Source organism: Delftia sp. WSY_22, from assembly GCF_043104185.1.
GTDB lineage: Bacteria > Pseudomonadota > Gammaproteobacteria > Burkholderiales > Burkholderiaceae_C > Comamonas > Comamonas tsuruhatensis.
This window is the reverse complement of sequence record NZ_JBICKN010000007.1, coordinates 238,550-255,356: the sequence shown is the minus strand read 5'-3', so window position 1 is coordinate 255,356 and position 16,807 is coordinate 238,550. Positions and strand designations below refer to the sequence as shown.

The 16,807-nt window shown below is 67.0% G+C and carries 16 protein-coding genes; 4 read left to right on the top strand and 12 right to left on the bottom strand.

The window, feature by feature from the left end:
- Nucleotides 1-15: 15 nt before the first annotated feature.
- The 11 genes from rpsN to ACF8NF_RS06185 all read right to left on the bottom strand — a co-directional run bounded on the left by rpsN (nucleotide 16) and on the right by ACF8NF_RS06185 (nucleotide 10,473).
- Complete coding sequence (gene rpsN, locus ACF8NF_RS06235) at nucleotides 16-321, bottom strand: 30S ribosomal protein S14 (RefSeq protein ID WP_012202967.1); 306 nt, start codon at nucleotides 319-321, stop codon at nucleotides 16-18.
- Between the two features lie 8 nt (nucleotides 322-329).
- The gene (gene rplE / locus ACF8NF_RS06230) at nucleotides 330-869 is read right to left on the bottom strand and encodes a 50S ribosomal protein L5 (protein WP_016449175.1); all 540 of its coding nucleotides are present in this window, start codon (nucleotides 867-869) and stop codon (nucleotides 330-332) included.
- Between the two features lie 10 nt (nucleotides 870-879).
- Nucleotides 880-1,200, bottom strand: a complete 321-nt coding sequence (rplX, locus tag ACF8NF_RS06225) for a 50S ribosomal protein L24 (RefSeq protein WP_016449174.1) — start codon at nucleotides 1,198-1,200, stop codon at nucleotides 880-882.
- Between the two features lie 10 nt (nucleotides 1,201-1,210).
- Complete coding sequence (gene rplN, locus ACF8NF_RS06220) at nucleotides 1,211-1,579, bottom strand: 50S ribosomal protein L14 (RefSeq protein WP_016449173.1); 369 nt, start codon at nucleotides 1,577-1,579, stop codon at nucleotides 1,211-1,213.
- A gap of 678 nt (nucleotides 1,580-2,257) precedes the next feature.
- Complete coding sequence (locus ACF8NF_RS06215; RefSeq protein WP_392450268.1) at nucleotides 2,258-3,847, bottom strand: FAD-dependent oxidoreductase; 1,590 nt, start codon at nucleotides 3,845-3,847, stop codon at nucleotides 2,258-2,260.
- Between the two features lie 357 nt (nucleotides 3,848-4,204).
- Nucleotides 4,205-5,938, bottom strand: coding sequence for an ABC transporter substrate-binding protein (locus ACF8NF_RS06210; RefSeq protein WP_016449170.1), 1,734 nt, complete (start codon nucleotides 5,936-5,938; stop codon nucleotides 4,205-4,207).
- A gap of 100 nt (nucleotides 5,939-6,038) precedes the next feature.
- Nucleotides 6,039-6,347, bottom strand: coding sequence for a DUF2160 domain-containing protein (locus ACF8NF_RS06205; RefSeq protein ID WP_016449169.1), 309 nt, complete (start codon nucleotides 6,345-6,347; stop codon nucleotides 6,039-6,041).
- A 180-nt stretch (nucleotides 6,348-6,527) separates the two neighbouring features.
- Nucleotides 6,528-7,343, bottom strand: a complete 816-nt coding sequence (locus ACF8NF_RS06200) for a carbohydrate ABC transporter permease (RefSeq protein WP_013804448.1) — start codon at nucleotides 7,341-7,343, stop codon at nucleotides 6,528-6,530.
- 76 nt (nucleotides 7,344-7,419) lie between these two features.
- Nucleotides 7,420-8,313, bottom strand: a complete 894-nt coding sequence (locus tag ACF8NF_RS06195) for a carbohydrate ABC transporter permease (protein ID WP_016452005.1) — start codon at nucleotides 8,311-8,313, stop codon at nucleotides 7,420-7,422.
- Nucleotides 8,310-9,392, bottom strand: coding sequence for an ABC transporter ATP-binding protein (locus tag ACF8NF_RS06190; protein ID WP_016449167.1), 1,083 nt, complete (start codon nucleotides 9,390-9,392; stop codon nucleotides 8,310-8,312). Before ACF8NF_RS06190 ends, ACF8NF_RS06195 begins: the two co-directional genes overlap by 4 nt.
- Nucleotide 9,393: 1 nt before the next feature.
- Entirely contained in the window at nucleotides 9,394-10,473 is a 1,080-nt protein-coding gene (locus ACF8NF_RS06185; protein ID WP_047326321.1) for an ABC transporter ATP-binding protein, read from the bottom strand.
- A 277-nt stretch (nucleotides 10,474-10,750) separates the two neighbouring features.
- Between ACF8NF_RS06185 and ACF8NF_RS06180 the strand changes: the two genes are divergently transcribed.
- The 3 genes from ACF8NF_RS06180 (at nucleotide 10,751) to ACF8NF_RS06170 (ending at nucleotide 14,254) form a co-directional block, all read left to right on the top strand.
- The gene (locus ACF8NF_RS06180) at nucleotides 10,751-11,515 is read left to right on the top strand and encodes a DeoR/GlpR family DNA-binding transcription regulator (RefSeq protein WP_016452008.1); all 765 of its coding nucleotides are present in this window, start codon (nucleotides 10,751-10,753) and stop codon (nucleotides 11,513-11,515) included.
- A 73-nt stretch (nucleotides 11,516-11,588) separates the two neighbouring features.
- The gene (gene glpK / locus ACF8NF_RS06175) at nucleotides 11,589-13,085 is read left to right on the top strand and encodes a glycerol kinase GlpK (protein ID WP_047217912.1); all 1,497 of its coding nucleotides are present in this window, start codon (nucleotides 11,589-11,591) and stop codon (nucleotides 13,083-13,085) included.
- An 11-nt stretch (nucleotides 13,086-13,096) separates the two neighbouring features.
- Entirely contained in the window at nucleotides 13,097-14,254 is a 1,158-nt protein-coding gene (locus tag ACF8NF_RS06170) for an esterase-like activity of phytase family protein (protein ID WP_392450266.1), read from the top strand.
- Nucleotides 14,255-14,261: 7 nt separating this feature from the next.
- Here the strand turns inward: ACF8NF_RS06170 and ACF8NF_RS06165 are convergent, their stop codons facing one another.
- Nucleotides 14,262-14,957 carry a GntR family transcriptional regulator gene (locus tag ACF8NF_RS06165; protein WP_016449162.1) on the bottom strand — a complete coding sequence of 232 codons (696 nt, stop codon included), beginning with the start codon at nucleotides 14,955-14,957 and terminating at the stop codon, nucleotides 14,262-14,264.
- A gap of 95 nt (nucleotides 14,958-15,052) precedes the next feature.
- On the opposite strand from ACF8NF_RS06165, the gene ACF8NF_RS06160 reads away from it, so the two are divergent.
- Complete coding sequence (locus ACF8NF_RS06160) at nucleotides 15,053-16,750, top strand: thiamine pyrophosphate-binding protein (RefSeq protein WP_288898290.1); 1,698 nt, start codon at nucleotides 15,053-15,055, stop codon at nucleotides 16,748-16,750.
- Nucleotides 16,751-16,807: the final 57 nt, after the last annotated feature.

The following is a 16,807-nucleotide window of genomic DNA, read 5'->3' as shown; positions in this document are numbered from 1 at the left end:
ATCTCTCCTGCTTGCTTACCAGCTGGCCTTGGTGACACCGGGGATGTCGCCAGCGAAGGCCAGTTCACGGATCTTGGCGCGGCCCAGACCGAATTGACGGAAGGTGCCACGGGGACGACCCGTGATCTCGCAGCGGTTGCGCTGGCGAGTGGGGTTCGCGTTACGGGGCAGCTTCTGCAGGCCCAGGCGAGCGGCGTCGCGCTCTTCGTCGCTGCGCTTTGCGTCAGCGGCGATCGCCTTCAGTTCTGCGTACTTGGCAGCGTACTTGGCCGCCAGCTTTTCGCGCTTGAGTTCGCGCTGAATCAATGCAACTTTAGCCATGCGCCACCTCAGTTCTTGAAGGGGAAACGGAAAGCGGCGAGCAGTGCCTTGCACTCGTCGTCGGTCTTTGCCGTAGTCGTGATGCTGATGTTCAGACCACGCAGAGCGTCCACCTTGTCGTACTCGATTTCGGGGAAGATGATCTGTTCCTTGACGCCGACGTTGTAGTTGCCGCGACCGTCGAACGAACGGCCGGAGATACCACGGAAGTCACGCACGCGGGGCAGAGCCACGGTGACGAAACGATCCAGGAATTCATACATCTGAACGCCACGCAGGGTCACCATGCAGCCGATGGCCTGGCCTTCGCGGATCTTGAAGCCGGCGATAGCCTTCTTGGCCTTGGTCACCACGGGCTTCTGACCAGCAATCTTGGTCAGGTCGGCCACGGCGTTGTCCATCACCTTCTTGTCGGCCACGGCTTCGCTCACACCCATGTTCAGGGTGATCTTGGTCAGGCGGGGCACTTCCATGGTGGAGGTGTAGCCGAACTTTTCCTTCAGTTCAGCCGCGATCTTTTCGCGATACAGTTTTTGCAGTCGTGCCATGTGTTACCCCTTAGGCCGCCTTGATTTCGGCGCCGTTGGACTTGAACACGCGAACGCGCGTGCCGTCGGCTTGCACCTTGATGCCCACGCGATCGGCCTTGCCGGTCGCTGCATTGAAGATGGCCACGTTGGATTGGTGGATAGGCATGGCCTTTTCCACGATGCCGCCGGTGGTGCCCTTCATGGGGTTCGGCTTGACGTGCTTCTTCACCAGGTTGATGCCGTCGATCAGCAGGTGGGAGTCGTCCTTGCGAGCCGAGACCACGCCTTGCTTGCCCTTGTCACGGCCGGTCAGCACGATGACTTGGTCGCCCTTGCGAATCTTGTTCATGGTGCTTCCTTTAGAGAACTTCAGGTGCCAGGGACACGATCTTCATGAACTTTTCGTTGCGCAGTTCACGAGTCACGGGGCCAAAGATGCGGGTGCCGATAGGCTCCAGCTTGGCGTTCAGCAGCACGGCGGCATTGCCGTCGAACTTGACGAGCGAGCCATCAGCGCGGCGAATACCCTTCGCCGTGCGCACCACGACCGCGCTGTAGACCTCGCCTTTTTTGACGCGTCCACGCGGTGCAGCTTCCTTGATGCTCACCTTGATGATGTCACCAACACTCGCATAGCGACGATGAGAACCGCCCAGCACCTTGATGCACTGAACAGACTTCGCGCCGGTGTTGTCGGCAACCTCTAACCGAGATTCTGTTTGGATCATTTCAATATTCCCAACTTGCTCCAGCAAACACCCGACAGCCCCAGAGTCTTCTCAAGGGCCGCGAGCAGCCAGTCAGTCTTGGGCCCGTCGTCCACGCCGAAAACCATTTCTCGGCGCTTCCACTGGGCAGATAACTTCACGATTTTCACGTGAAGCATGGGATTGTCCCAGAAATTCCTTTGCGCGTCAAACCCTTAGCGACTTTTCCCGCCCCTGCCCGGCAGCGTTGCGCAACGCCCACAAGGGCGCCGGCAACCGAGGGGCCGCCCGGGCCTCCCGATCGGCCCATGCCACCGGAGACGCCCATAAAAAAGCCGAGCCACGCGGGCTCGGCAAAGGGTGGCAGACTCAACGCAATTGTTGGCTGCGGACGGACCGCGCCGACGACGGCACAGACCGCGCAGCGGCTTTGGGGCCACCGCGTCGGGCTTGGGCGCGGCCCTTGCCCTGCGGAAAACGCACTTTCAAGCGCTTTCTTTTTGCTTCCCTCCCTCGTCAGCCTTGTGCTGGCTGCTGTTCACTGGCACCGAAGCTGGGCGCCATGAATCGCATTCTCATTCATAAAACCAATCGAATACATATATTCATCAATTTTGACAATCACGCGTGGCGCAAGCGTCTTACGCAGAAAGCACAACGCCCTGCGTTGCAGGGCGTTGTGCATGGAGATGGACAGGATCAGGCAGGCAGGTACTGCGCCGCCAGCGGCATGAAGCCCGCCAGGCCGGCGTCGTGTCCCAGCTCCTCCTGGAGGATGGCCGCCACGCGCGGGGCCACCTCGGCGGCCTTGCGCGCATCGAGGAACAGCAGGCGGCTGCGGCGCGCCAGCATGTCTTCCACGGTGCGCGCGTACTCGAAGCGCGCGGCAAAGCGCACCATGGCTTCGTTCAGGCCGTCGGCCAGCCATTCGTCGTTGCCCGGCAACGCCTGCACCGCCGAGGCTTCCGTGCCGTAGGAATGCAGGCCCTGGATCTGGTTCATGCGGTGGTGCACGGCGGACTCGGCCGGGGCGCCGGCCAGCGGCAGGCGGGCCGTGACACCACCGGGGCGGTGCGGCAGGCGGCCGATGGCAAAGCATTCGGAGAGCACGTCTTCGGCCATGGCGCGGTAGGTGGTCCACTTGCCGCCCGTGACGGTCACCAGGCCGGTGCGGCTGGACATGACGGTGTGCTCGCGGCTGATCTTCTTGGTGTTTTCGCCATCGTCGTCCTGGGGCTTGACCAGCGGGCGCAGGCCCACCCACATGCTGCGCACGTCGGCCAGCGTGGGCTGGCGCGTGAGGTAGCGGCCTGCCTCGGTGAGGATGAAGTCCAGTTCTTCGGGGAAAGGCAGGGGTTCGCGCGCCAGGTCGTTGCGCGGCGTGTCGGTGGTGCCCAGGATGACCTTGCCCAGCCAGGGCACGGCAAAGAGCACGCGGCCATCGGCCGTCTTGGGCACGAGCAGGGCATGGTCGCTGGGCAGGAAGTCGCGGTCCACGACCACGTGCACGCCCTGGCTGGGCGCGACCATGGGCTTGACGGGACGGCCCTGGGCCTCGGCGTCCTGCTGGCGGAACAGGTCCACCCAGGGGCCGGTGGCGTTGACCACGCACTTGGCGCGCAGCGTGAAGCGCTGGCCGGATTCCGAGTCTTCGCAGATCAGGCCGGCGACCTTGCCGCCTTCGTGCAGCAATTCACGTGCGGGGCAGTAGTTGACCAGCAGCGCGCCCTTGGCAGCGGCCGTGCGGGCCAGCGCCAGCGCCAGGCGGGCATCGTCGAACTGGCCGTCCCAGTATTTGACGCCGCCCTTGAGGCCCTGCTGCCGCACGGTGGGCAGGCACTTCACGGTGCTGGAGCGCGAGAGGAATTCCGTGGCGCCCAGGCCTGCCTTGCCGGCCAGCGCGTCATACATCTTGAGGCCGATGCCATAGAACGGCGTGTCCAGCAGCTTGTAGGACGGCATGACGAAGGCCAGCGGCTGCGCCAGGTGGGGCGCGTTGTGCAGCAGCGTGGTGCGCTCATGCAGCGCTTCCCGCACCAGGGCGATGTTGCCCTGCGCCAGGTAGCGCACGCCACCATGGACCAGCTTGGTGGCACGTGAGGACGTGCCCTTGGCGAAGTCATGCGACTCCACCAGCACGACCTTGAACCCGCGCGCCGCCGCGTCCAGGGCCACGCCCAGGCCGGTGGCACCGCCGCCGATGATGGCCAGATCGTAGGTTTCAGGCTGGGCCAGGCGTTCCAGCAGGGCGGCGCGGCCGGTGGGCAGAGGGGAAGCAGCGAGGGACATGGATCTTCGACGAAGGAATGTGGGGCAAGTTAACAGGGCGCCATGTAGCCGCCATGTCAGCACCCGGGACGCCACGCCTGCGCCCAATGCGAAGGGGACGGAATCGGGTTTCCCGCTATTTTCGCTCGTTTTTGTATTTTTTTCTTCGCTATCTTTCGTTTTGTGTTTTTGGCGACCCAGGACGCCCCAACGATGGACTGCGATGCCAGCACAGGGCATGCCGTCCAAAACCGACACGGCCCAACTCAGGGACGCCGGGCAAGAGCCGCCTCGCGGCGAGGGCGTCGTCCCCCTCCCGCGAAGCGAGAGAGGGCGCCGTGCATACGGGGGAAGGCGCGTCAGCGCCTCAGGGGGTGCTTATCGAACTTTTCCGTTTTTCCAGGCATTGAGCAGCGTGTCATACGCAATCGTCTCGCCCTTGGGCTTTTCATTGGCCAGCTTCTTCCACGGCGCCTGCTTGTCGCTGAGCCACTTGGCCGGGTCGCCCTTGGGGTTGAGCTTGGGCGCGCAGTGCGCCATGCCTGCGCGCTGCAGGCGGGCCATGACCTGGTCCATTTCCTCGGCCAGGTTGTCCATGGCGCCCTGGGGCGTCTTCTCGCCGGTGACGGCCTGGGCCACGTTCTTCCACCACAGCTGGGCCAGCTTGGGGTAGTCGGGCACGTTGTTGCCGGTGGGCGTCCAGGCCACGCGGGCGGGGCTGCGGTAGAACTCGACCAGGCCGCCGAGCTTGGGCGCCATGTCGGTCATGGCCTTGGAGCGGATGTCGCTTTCGCGGATGGGCGTCAGGCCGACGATGGTCTTCTTGAGGCTGGTGGTCTTGGCGGTGACGAACTGCGCGTAGAGCCAGGCGGCGGCCGTGCGGTTGGCGTCATGGTCCTTGAAGAAGGTCCAGCTGCCCACGTCCTGGTAGCCGTTTTGCATGCCGTCCTTCCAGTACGGCCCGTTGGGGCCGGGCGCCATGCGCCATTTGGGCGTGCCGTCGGCATTGACCACGGGCAGGCCGGGCTTGGTCATGTCGGCCGTGAAGGCGGTGTACCAGAAGATCTGCTGCGCGATATGGCCCTGGGCCGGCACGGGGCCGGACTCGCCGAAGGTCATGCCCATGGCTTCCTTGGGCGCGTATTTCTTCATCCAGTCCACGTACTTGGTGAGCGCGAACACGGCGGCCGGCGAGTTGGTGGCGCCCCCGCGCGAGACCGAGGCGCCCACGGGCGTGCACTTGTCGTCGGCCACGCGGATACCCCATTCATCGACGGGCATGCCGTTGGGAATGCCCTTGTCGGCCGCGCCGGCCATGGACAGCCAGGCATCGGTGAAGCGCCAGCCCAACGAGGGGTCCTTCTTGCCGTAGTCCATGTGGCCGTAGACAGGCTTGCCGTCGATCTGCTTGACGTCGTTGGTGAAGAACTCGGCGATGTCCTCGTAGGCGCTCCAGTTCAGCGGCACGCCCAGCTCGTAGCCGTACTTGGCCTTGAACTTGTCCTTGAGGTCCTTGCGCTCGAACAGGTCGGCGCGGAACCAGTAGAGGTTGGCGAACTGCTGGTCGGGCAGCTGGTAGAGCTTGCCGTCGGGCGCGGTGGTGAAGCTGGTGCCGATGAAGTCCTTGATATCCAGGCCCGGATTGGTGAAGTCCTTGCCGGCGCCGGCCATGTAGTCGGTCAGGCTCATGATGCGGCCGTAGCGGTAGTGCGTGCCGATCAGGTCGGAGTCGGAGATCCAGCCGTCATAGATGGACTTGCCCGACTGCATCGAGGTCTGCAGCTTCTCGACCACGTCGCCTTCCTGGATCAGGTCGTGCTTGACGGTGATGCCCGTGATCTCGGTGAAGGCCTTGGCCAGCGTCTTGCTCTCGTACTCGTGCGTGGTGATGGTCTCGGAGACCACGGCGATCTCCTTGACGCCCTTGGCCTGCAGCTTCTTGGCCGCCTCGATGAACCACTTCATCTCGGCCATCTGCTGGTCCTTGGACAGCGTGCTGGGCTGGAACTCCGCGTCGATCCACTTCTTGGCTTCCGCCTCTCCGGCCCAGGCCGCTTGCCCCGCCGCCAGCAGGGCCGCCGCGAGGGCGATGGTGTGAAGTCGTTGTTTCATCTGCCGTCTCCTAGATTCTTGCTGTCTCCCCGACATGCACATGCACCAGCGGGCCCCGGGGGAGCTTCGGACCCGGCTGTCGATAAATGGAATGAAGTGATCAGCCTTTGCGCATCACGACGGCCAGCACGAGCATGGACAGCACGAAACTGATCCACACCGAAGGCTCGGCCTCCAGCGAGAACCACTGCGCCATCTTCTCGCCCAGCCCCACCCAGGCCAGATTGACATAGGCCGCCAGCAGCAGCCCGATGAACAGCCGGTCCCCGCGCGTCGTCGCCATCGGCAGCCAGCCCTTGCGCATCACGGTCGGGCTGCGCAACTCCCACAGCGTCATGCCCACCAGCATCAGCACGATGCAACTGAAGAACACCGCCACCGGCAGCGTCCAGGCCATCCAGGAAAACATTGACGAGTCCTTTCAGAAATCCAGCATCAATACCGCAGCTTCTCTAAACCGGCAGAGCCCAGCCCAGGGACACCGAGGAAGGGCCGCCCCGCCCCGAGGCTGTCGTCCCCCTCCCCCGCGAAGCGGGTAGAGAGGCGCCGTGCCACGGGGGGAAGGCGCGCAAGCGCCTCAGGGGGTGCCTCACACCCTCCCCATGGCGAACCCCTTGGCGATGTAGTGCCGCACGAACCAGATCACGATGGCGCCCGGCACGATGGTCAGCACGCCGGCCGCCGCCAGCGTCGCCCAGTCCATGCCCGAGGCCGAGACGGTGCGCGTCATGGTCGCCACGATGGGCTTGGCGTTCACGCTGGTCAGCGTGCGCGCCAGCAGCAGTTCCACCCAGCTGAACATGAAGCAGAAGAAGGCCGCCACGCCCACGCCGGCCTTGATCAGCGGCAGGAAGATGGTGAGGAAAAAGCGCGGGAAGGAGTAGCCGTCGATATAGGCCGTCTCGTCGATCTCGCGCGGAATGCCGCTCATGAAACCCTCCAGGATCCAGACGGCCAGCGGCACGTTGAACAGCAGGTGGGCCAGGGCCACGGCGATGTGCGTGTCCATCAGGCCCACCGTGGTGTAGAGCTGGAAGAAGGGCAGCAGGAAGACGGCCGGCGGCGTCATGCGGTTGGTCAGCAGCCAGAAGAACACATGCTTGTCGCCCAGGAACTGGTAGCGCGAGAACGCATAGGCCGCCGGCAGCGCCACCGTCAGCGAGATCACGGTGTTGATGGCCACGTAGATCAGGCTGTTGATGTAGCCCGAGTACCAGGAGGCGTCGGTGAAGATGGTTTGGTAGTTGGCCCAGGTGAAATGCTGGGGCCACAGCGAGAAGCTCGACAGGATCTCCTCGTTGGTCTTGAAGCTCATGTTGACCATCCAGTAGATGGGCAGCACGGCGAACAGCAGGTAGGCGACGAGGAACAGCGTGCGCTTGTGGAAACGGCGGTCTTCAGTCATGTCCGGCCTCCCGCAGGGCCACCCCAAGGCAGGCCGAGCCCCCTCGAGGAGGCAGTGAACGAAGGGAGCGTGGTGATCATTCTTTTGCCCCTTCCTTGTCTGCCGTGCCCACGCGCTGCATCCAGTTGTAGAGGATGAAGCACAGCAGCAGGATGATGAGGAAATAGATCAGCGAGAAGGCCGCCGCCGGCCCCAGGTCGAACTGGCCCACGGCCTTTTGCGTCAGGTACTGCGACAGGAAGGTGGTCGCATTGCCGGGCCCGCCGCCCGTGAGCACGAAGGGCTCGGTATAGATCATGAAGCTGTCCATGAAGCGCAGCAGCACGGCGATCATCAGCACGCCGCGCATCTTGGGCAGCTGGATGTAGCGGAACACCGCGAACTTGCTGGCGCCGTCGATGCGCGCGGCCTGGTAGTAGGCGTCGGGAATGGAGCGCAGGCCCGCGTAGCACAGCAGGGCCACCAGCGGCGTCCAGTGCCAGACATCCATGACCAGCACGGTAAGCCAGGCATGGGTGGCATTGCCCGTGTAGTTGTAGTCCACGCCCAGCGCGTTGAGCGCCGCGCCCAGCAGGCCGATGTCGGCGCGGCCGTAGATCTGCCAGATGGTGCCGACCACGTTCCACGGAATCAGCAGCGACAGCGAGACCACGACCAGCACCGCCGAGGCCTTCCAGCCCTGGGCCGGCATGGACAGGGCCAGGGCGATGCCCAGCGGGATCTCCACCAGCAGCACGGCCAGCGAAAAGCCGATCTGGCGCAGCAGGGCCGAGTGCAGTTCCTCGTCGCGCATGACCTGGGCAAACCATTCCGTGCCCACGAACACGCGCCGGTCCGGACTGATGATGTCCTGCACCGAGTAGTTCACCACCGTCATCAGCGGGATGATGGCCGAGAAGGCCACGCAGATGATGACCGGCAGGATCAGCAGCCAGGCCTTCTGGTTGACGGGCTTGATGGTCTGGCTCATGCCTGCAGCTCCTCGTTGACGTAGTAGCAGGTGTGGGGGCCCTGCAATTGCACCCAGACGGTCTGCCCTGCGGCGGGCAGGAAGGCGTCGGCGCCGCAGCGCAGCTTGAGAAGCCGCTCGCCCAGGCGCGCCACCAGCAGCTGGTGCGTGCCCACGTCCTGCACGCGCTCCACCGTGCAGGCCACGGCGCCGGGCGCGTCGGCCGAGGCCAGTGCCAGGTACTCGGGGCGTATGCCCAGGCTCAGGGGCAGGCCGGGCGCCACGCTGGCCAGTGCGGCGGGCAGGGACAGGTACTGGCCCTCGGCCAGCAGCCGGCCGCCGTCCTGCTGCAGCGGCACGAAGTTCATGCCCGGCGAGCCGATGAAGTGGCCGACGAAGGCGTGGCTTGGCCGCTCGAAGAGCTGGGCCGGCGTGCCCACCTGCACGGCACGGCCACGCGTCATGACCACGACCTGATCGGCAAAGGTCAAGGCCTCCACCTGGTCGTGCGTCACATAGATCAGCGTGAGCCGCAGCTCGTGGTGGATCTGCTTGAGCTTGCGGCGCAGCTGCCACTTGAGCTGGGGGTCGATCACCGTGAGCGGCTCGTCGAACAGCACGGCCGAGACATCGGGCCGCACCAGGCCCCGGCCCAGCGAGATCTTCTGCTTGGCGTCGGCCGACAGGCCCGCCGCGCGCTGGTCGAGCTGGCCGCTCATCTCCAGCATCTCGGCGATCTGGCCCACGCGGGCGCGGATGCGGTCGGCAGGCATGCGGCGGTTCTTCAGCGGAAAGGCCAGGTTCTCGGCCACGGTCATGGTGTCGTAGATCACCGGGAACTGGAACACCTGGGCAATGTTGCGTTCCTGGGGCGTGGCGCGCGTCATGTCGCGGCCGTCGAACAGCACCTTGCCCTGCGAGGGGACCAGCAGGCCCGACATGATGTTGAGCATGGTGGTCTTGCCGCAGCCCGAGGGGCCGAGCAGCGCATAGGCGCCGCCGTCCTCGAAGACCATGCTCAGCGGCAGCAGCGCATAGTCGCTGTCCTGCTGCGGGTTCGGCTTGTAGGAGTGGGCCAGATCGAGTTCTATGCGGGCCATCTCATCGTCCTCCGGGCCGCGCCGGCGCCAGCAGCAGCGCGCCGTCCGTGCCGAACACGTAGGCATGGGCCGGGTCCAGGTGCAGCGTGACCGCGCTGCCCAGGTCCAGGTGGTGCACGCCCGTGACCTGGGCCACCAGCTCGCCCCAGGGCGTGGTGGCATGCACGAAAGTGTCCGACCCCGAGATCTCGGCCAGTTCCACCACGCCTTGCAGCGCCACATCCCCGGGCCGGGCCTGCAGGCGCAGCGCGCTGGCGCGCAGGCCCAGGGTCAGGGGGCCGGCAGCGGCCAGGTCCACCGGCAGCGCCATGGGCAGCCGCGCGCCGCCGGGCAGCTCCAACCCGGTGTCCACGGCCTGCGCGGGCACCAGGTTCATGGGCGGATCGCTGAAGGCCCGCGCCACGCGCAGCGAATTGGGTCGGTGGAACACCTCCGCCGTGGGGCCGTACTGCAGCAGCTCCCCCTCGTGCAGCACGGCCGTGTGGCCACCCAGCAGCAGGGCCTCGCCGGGCTCGGTGGTGGCATAGACCACGGTGGAGCTGCCGGTGGCGAACAGCTGGGTCAGCTCCTCGCGCAGTTCCTCGCGCAGCTTGTAGTCGAGGTTGACCAGCGGCTCGTCCAGCAGCATCAGCGGAGCGCCCTTGGCCAGCGCCCTCGCCAGGGCCACGCGCTGCTGCTGGCCACCCGACAACTCGGCCGGATAGCGGTCCAGGAACATCTCGATGTGCAGCCGCTCGGCCAGGGCGCGCACGCGCTGCGCCACGTCGCGATCGCCGCGCAGCTTCAGTGGCGAGGCGATGTTGTCCGCCACCGTGAGCGAGGGATAGTTGATGAACTGCTGGTAGACCATGGCCACATTGCGCTCGCGCACGGGCATGCCGGTCACATCGACGCCATCGACGCGCACCCGGCCTTCGGTGGGCACGTCCAGGCCGGCCATGATGCGCATCAGGCTGGTCTTGCCGGCCTGCGTGGCGCCCAGCAGCACGGTCACCGCGCGGCTTTCCAGTTCCAGGTGCATGGGGTGCAGCCAGGTCTGGCCGCCCACACGCTTGCTGATTCTCTCCAACACCAGTTCCACGACTGCCCTCTTTTGGCGAGGCCGCCACCGGGGCAGCATTTGAACAAGGAGAAAGGCGGGCCTCCAAAGCGCGTTTGAAGGCCCGAACGTCTTCATTTTTGTTCTTTCCGGATCGCAGCCCATCAACACATACCCTAGGTGCTGTTCCTTTTTCTTCGTTTTAAAGTTCCCCAGCCCACGGCTGGCCGCGTCAAATGCGCTATAAACCCGTCGCCCGGCCCGATTGACTGCCCGACCATCCACCCGTCCCCCCGATCGCCCCTCCGATGGATTTGCCGTGAACACCAACCCCCGCCAACTACAGCTGCTGGACGAAGTCCGCAGCCGCCAGTCCACCACGGTGGAGCAGCTGGCCGAGATCCTGGGCGTGACGCTTCAGACCGTGCGCCGCGACATTCAGAAGCTGGCAGATGCCGGGCTGATGGTGCGCTTTCACGGCGGCGTGCGCGTGCCCAGCGCCACGGTCGAGAACCTGGGCCACCCCCAGCGCCAGGTGCTGCATGCCGAAGGCAAGTCGCGCATTGCGCGCGCCGTGGCCGAGGCCATTCCCAACGGCTGCTCGCTGATCCTGAACATCGGCACCACCACCGAGGCCGTGGCCCAGGCCCTGCTCAAGCACCGGGGCCTGCGCGTGATCACCAACAACCTCAACGTGGCGGCCATCCTCAGCTCCAACGCCGACTGCGAGGTCATCGTGGCCGGCGGCGTGGTGCGCACGCGCGACCGGGGCATCGTGGGCGAGGCGGCCGTGGACTTCATACGCCAGTTCAAGGTGGACATCGCCCTGATCGGCATCTCGGCCATCGAGCCCGATGGCAGCCTGCGCGACTTCGACATGCGCGAGGTCAAGGTGGCCCAGACCATCATTGCCCAGTCGCGCGAGGTCTGGCTGGCCGCCGACCACAGCAAGTTCCACCGCCAGGCCATGGTGGAGCTGGCCCGCCTGGACCAGATCGACCGCCTGTTCACCGATACCGCGCCCCCTGCGCCCTTCGACGCACTGCTTCGCGAAGCCGAGGTGCAATGCGTGGTGGCGCAATAAGTTTTCCGCAGCCGCTGCGCCACCGCCCGCACAGGACACGCGCACCGGCCCTGCTTTTCCTGGATACCGCACCATGACCTATCTGCTTGCCCTGGACCAGGGCACCTCCAGCTCGCGCAGCATCGTCTTCGACACCCAGGGCCGCATCGTGGCCTCTGCCCAGCTGGAGCTGCCGCAGATCTATCCGCGCCCCGGCTGGGTGGAGCACGATCCGCGCGAGATCTGGCGCACCCAACTGGCCACGGCGCGCGAGGCCCTGGCCAAGGCCGGGCTGGCGGCGGCCGACATCCGCGCCCTGGGCATCACCAACCAGCGCGAGACCACCGTGGTCTGGAACCGCGCCACGGGCCAGCCCCTGCACCACGCCATCGTCTGGCAGGACCGCCGCGCCGAGCCGCTGTGCGCCCAACTGCGCGAGGCCGGCCATGCCGACACCATCCAGGGCAAGACCGGCCTGCTGATCGACGCCTATTTCTCGGGCACCAAGCTGCGCTGGATCCTGGACAACGTCAACGGCGCGCGCACCGCCGCCGAGCGCGGCGAACTGGCCTTCGGCACCGTGGACAGCTGGCTGATCTGGCAGCTCACGGGCGGGCGCCGCCATGTGACCGATGTCTCCAACGCCAGCCGCACCATGCTGTTCAACGTCCACACCAACCAGTGGGACGACGATCTGCTGGCGCTGCTGGAGATTCCGCGCGCGCTGATGCCCGAGGTGCTGCCTTCCGCCGCCGATTTCGGCCGCACGGCAGCCGAGGTGCTGGGCGGCGAGATCGCCATCGGCGGCGTGGCCGGCGACCAGCAAAGCGCCCTCTTCGGCCAGGCCTGCTTTTCCGCCGGCATGGCCAAAAACACCTATGGCACGGGCTGCTTCATGCTCATGCACACGGGCGGCGTGTTCCAGACCTCTGCCAACGGCCTGCTGACCACCGCTGCGGCACAGCCCACCGCTGCGCCGGCCTATGCGCTGGAAGGCAGCGTCTTCGTGGGCGGCGCCGTGGTCCAGTGGCTGCGCGACGGGCTGCGCGCCATCGAGCACAGCGGCCAGGTGCAGCAACTGGCCGAGAGCGTGCCCGACTCGGGCGGCGTGATGATGGTGCCGGCCTTCACGGGACTGGGCGCCCCCTACTGGAAGCCCGATGCGCGCGGCACCATCACGGGCCTGACGCGCGGCACCACCATCGCCCACATCGCGCGGGCCGCGCTGGAATCCATCGCCTTCCAGAGCGCCGCCTTGCTGCTGGCCATGAGCCGCGACGCGGTGGCCAGCGGCGGCGCGCCGGTGAGCGAACTGCGCGTGGACGGCGGCGCCTGCGTCAACAACCTGCTCATGCAGTTCCAGGCCGACCTGCTGGGCATTCCCGTCGTGCGCCCGGCCTGCGTGGAGACCACGGCCCTGGGCGCGGCCTACCTGGCGGGCCTGTCCTCCGGCGTGTACCAGAGCACCGAGGAACTGTCGGCGCTGTGGAAGGCCGAGCGCCGCTTCGTGCCCACGCTGGACAAGCACCGCGCCGACGAGCTGATGGCGCGCTGGGAGCATGCGGTGGCCCAGACCGCGCTGGCGGCCTGAGGCTGACTGTCTTGCGCCGGCTTGCCAGCCTGGTTGCTTGCGGCCTGTGGCTGGCAGGCTGTGCCGCGCCACCGCAGGCGCTGCTGGTCCCGCAGCCCACCGCCTGCGCACGCCTGCAATGGCTGGGCAGCACCACGATTGCGCGCGATGAGCCCATCCATGGCGCCACCACCGGCGGCATCTCGGGCCTGGACTACGACGCGCAGCGCGGCGACTACGTGGCCATCAGCGATGACCGCTCGGCACGCGGGCACGCACGCTGGATGCGGCTGCGCGTGGAGCAGGTTCCTGCCGGGCAGCGCGCCGGCTCCAATCCCTGGCAGGCGCGGATCACCGAGCTGCACCCGCTGCGCGATACCCAGGGCCAGCGGCTGCTCCCGCGCCACGCTGCGCCCGCCACCCAGCCCGTGCCCGACCCCGAAGCCATCCGCCTGCTGCCGGACGGCGGCCTGCTGTGGACCGATGAAGGCGACCCGGGCCGGGGCTTTGGCACCTCGCTGGTGAGGACCGACGCCACGGGCCGCCAGATCGCGCGGTGGTTCTACGCATTCAAGGACAAGGACGGCAGGCCGGGCCTGCGCTCGAACTTCGGCTTCGAGGGGCTGGCCGTCACGCCGGACGGACAGCAGGCCTGGCTGGCCCTGGAGGCGCCGCTGCGCCAGGACGGCCCGCGCGCCAGCGCCGCCACGGCGGGCGCGCCCGTGCGCATCAGCCTGGTCAGCCTGGACGACGGCCGGCTGCTGCGCCAGATCGCCTACCAGCCCGATGCCGTGCCGGCCGCCAGCTGGGCCCTGCCCCAGCGCGAGGTCAACGGCATCAGCGAAATCCTGCCGGACGGTCCCGACCATCTGCTGGTACTGGAGCGCTCCTACAGCCCGGGCCACGGCTTTGGCGCGCGGCTGTACCGCATCGGCCTGCAAGCGCCCGATACGCTGGCCATGGACAGCTTCATGCGCAACCCGCCGCAGGTGGCAGCCAAGCAGCTGATTGCGGACCTGTCCACGGTTCAGCGCGGGCGGCTGGACAACATGGAGGCCATGTCCTGGGGCCCGCCGCTGCCCGATGGCACGCGCGTGCTGGTGTTCGCCAGCGACGACAACTTCAACCCGGCGCAGGCCAACCAGATCCTGGTCACCGCCTACCGGCCCTCGACGCCCTGCACCCCCTGAAGGCGCTTCAGGGCGTGGCCTGCACCTGCTCCTGCGGCAGGTAGATGCGCGTCAGACCGCGCGCAATCGCCTCCACGATCTGCTCGCGCCGCAGGCCGATGTGCTCGGCCATCAGGCGCTCGCTGGCCTGGGCGTCGCGGTCGCTCAAGGCCTGCAGGATTTCCAGGTGCTCGTGCTGGGTGGAGGCGCGCCCCACGTTCTCCATGTCGATCCACCGGATGAAGCGGATGCGCTCGTTCAGGCTCACCAGCATGCGCCGCAGCTCGGCATTGCCAGCCATGTCGGCAATGCGCAGATGGAATCCCTCGTCCAGGTCCACCAGCTGCCGCACCGGCGTGTCGGAGGCCACGCGCTGGCTCTGCTCCAGATAGGCCCGCGCCTCGTCGATCTGGGCATCGGTGGCGCGCTCCACGGCCAAGCGCACGCATTCGCGCTCCACGGCCACGCGGGCCTCGTACAGGTCCAGTGACTCCTTCACGTCCAGTTCGCGCCGCATGTAGCCGCGGCTGGCGGGCAGCAGAAAACCGTCGGCCACCAGCCGCGTCAGTGCCTCGCGCACGGGCGTGCGGCTCACGCCCAGGCGCAGCGCCAGTTCGCTCTCGCTCAGGCGCTCGCCCGGTTTGAACTCGTAGGAAATGGCCATGTCACGCAGCGTGCTGTAGACGCTGGAGCCCCGTTCGTGGCGGATGTTGGAGATTTTCATGGCGCCATTGTGCCCTCTGGCGCTTTGGATACTTTTAAGTATACTGAAATGGATTCTTAAAAACCCCTCATCCAACCTGCCCGGAGACTCCCGACATGACCACCGCTTTCAATGGCGCCGACGCCATGGTCCGCATGCTTCAGCTCAACGGCGTCAAGCACATCTTCGGCCTGTGCGGCGACACCAGCCTGCCCTTCTACGACGCCATGGCGCGGCTGGACCACGGCATGGACCACATCCTCACGCGGGACGAGCGCAGCGCCGGCTACATGGCCGACGCGTATGCGCGCGTCACCGGCAAGGTGGGCGTGTGCGAAGGCCCCAGCGGCGGCGGCGCCACCTACCTGCTGCCCGGCCTGGCCGAGGCCAACGAGTCCTCGGTGCCCGTGCTGGGCATCACCTCGGACGTTTCCGTGGGCGCGCGTGGCAAGTTCCCGCTGACCGAACTGGACCAGCAGGCGCTGTACAGGCCGCTGACCAAGTGGAATACCACCATCGACCGCGTGGACCAGATTCCGCATGCCGTGCGCAGCGCCTTTCGCGCCATGACCACGGGCCGGCCGGGCGCCACCCATATCTGCCTGCCCTATGACGTGCAAAAGCACGCGCTGGATCCGGCCGATGTCTGGGCCCAGCCCGGCCATGACCGCTATCCCGCCTACCGGTCCGCGCCCGATCCGGCGGCCGTGGCCGAGGCTGCCGACCGCCTGGTGGCGGCACGCTGCCCCGTGCTGATCTGCGGCGGCGGCGTGCTGATCGCGGGCGCCAGCGCCGCGCTGGATGCGCTGGCCACCCTGCTCAATGCGCCCGTGTGCTCCAGCGTCAGCGGCCAGGGCAGCCTGGCGGGCAGCCATCCGCTCAATGCCGGCGTGGTGGGCACCAATGGTGGCGTGGAGGCCACGCGCGCCGTGGTGGCGCAGGCCGATCTGGTGATGTTCATCGGCGCCCGGGCCGGCTCCACCACCACCGAGCACTGGCAGATGCCCTCGCGCAAGGTGACCATCGTCCATCTGGACGTGGACGCCATGACCATAGGCACCAACTACCGCACCGACGTGGCCCTGGTGGGCGACGCCCTGCTGGGCCTGCAGGCGCTGCACGCAGCCGTGCAGCAGCGCATCGCCCGCCGCCCCGCCGATGCCGCGGACGGCGCCGCGCTGGCGGCCACCGCGCGCGCCGCCAAGCAGGCCTTCTTCGCGCCGCTGGCCGCCTCGCTGGAGCGCCCCATCAAGCCCGAGCGCGTGGTGGACACGCTCAACCGCCTGCTGCCCGCGCGCGCCATCGTGGTGGCCGACCCCGGCACACCCTGCCCCTACTTCACGGCCTATTTCGACGCGCCCCAGGCCGGCCGGCACTTCATCACCAACCGCGCGCACGGGGCGCTGGGCTTTGCCATGTCCGCCGGCTTTGGCGCAGCCATCGGCCAGCCCGATTCCGTGGTCGTCGCGGTCATGGGCGACGGCAGTTTCGGCTTCACCTGCGGCGAACTGGAAACCATCGTGCGCCGCAACGTGCCGCTGAAGATGATCGTGTTCTCCAACAGCGTGTTCGGCTGGATCAAGGCCAGCCAGAAGTCCGGCTACGATGAACGCTACTTCTCCGTCGACTTCAACCGCACCCACCATGCCCGCGTGGCCGAGGCCTTCGGCGTCAAGGCATGGCGCGTGGAGGACCCGGCAGACCTCGAAGCCGCGCTCAAGGCTGCGCTGATGCACGACGGCCCGGCGCTGGTGGATGTGATCTCGCAAGAGCTCCAGGACACGGCCGTGCCGGTGAGCCAATGGATGGGTTGACGCCAGGCCCCACGCACAGACCCCCTCTCCCCTCTGCCCGTCAATGCGCTTGAAAAG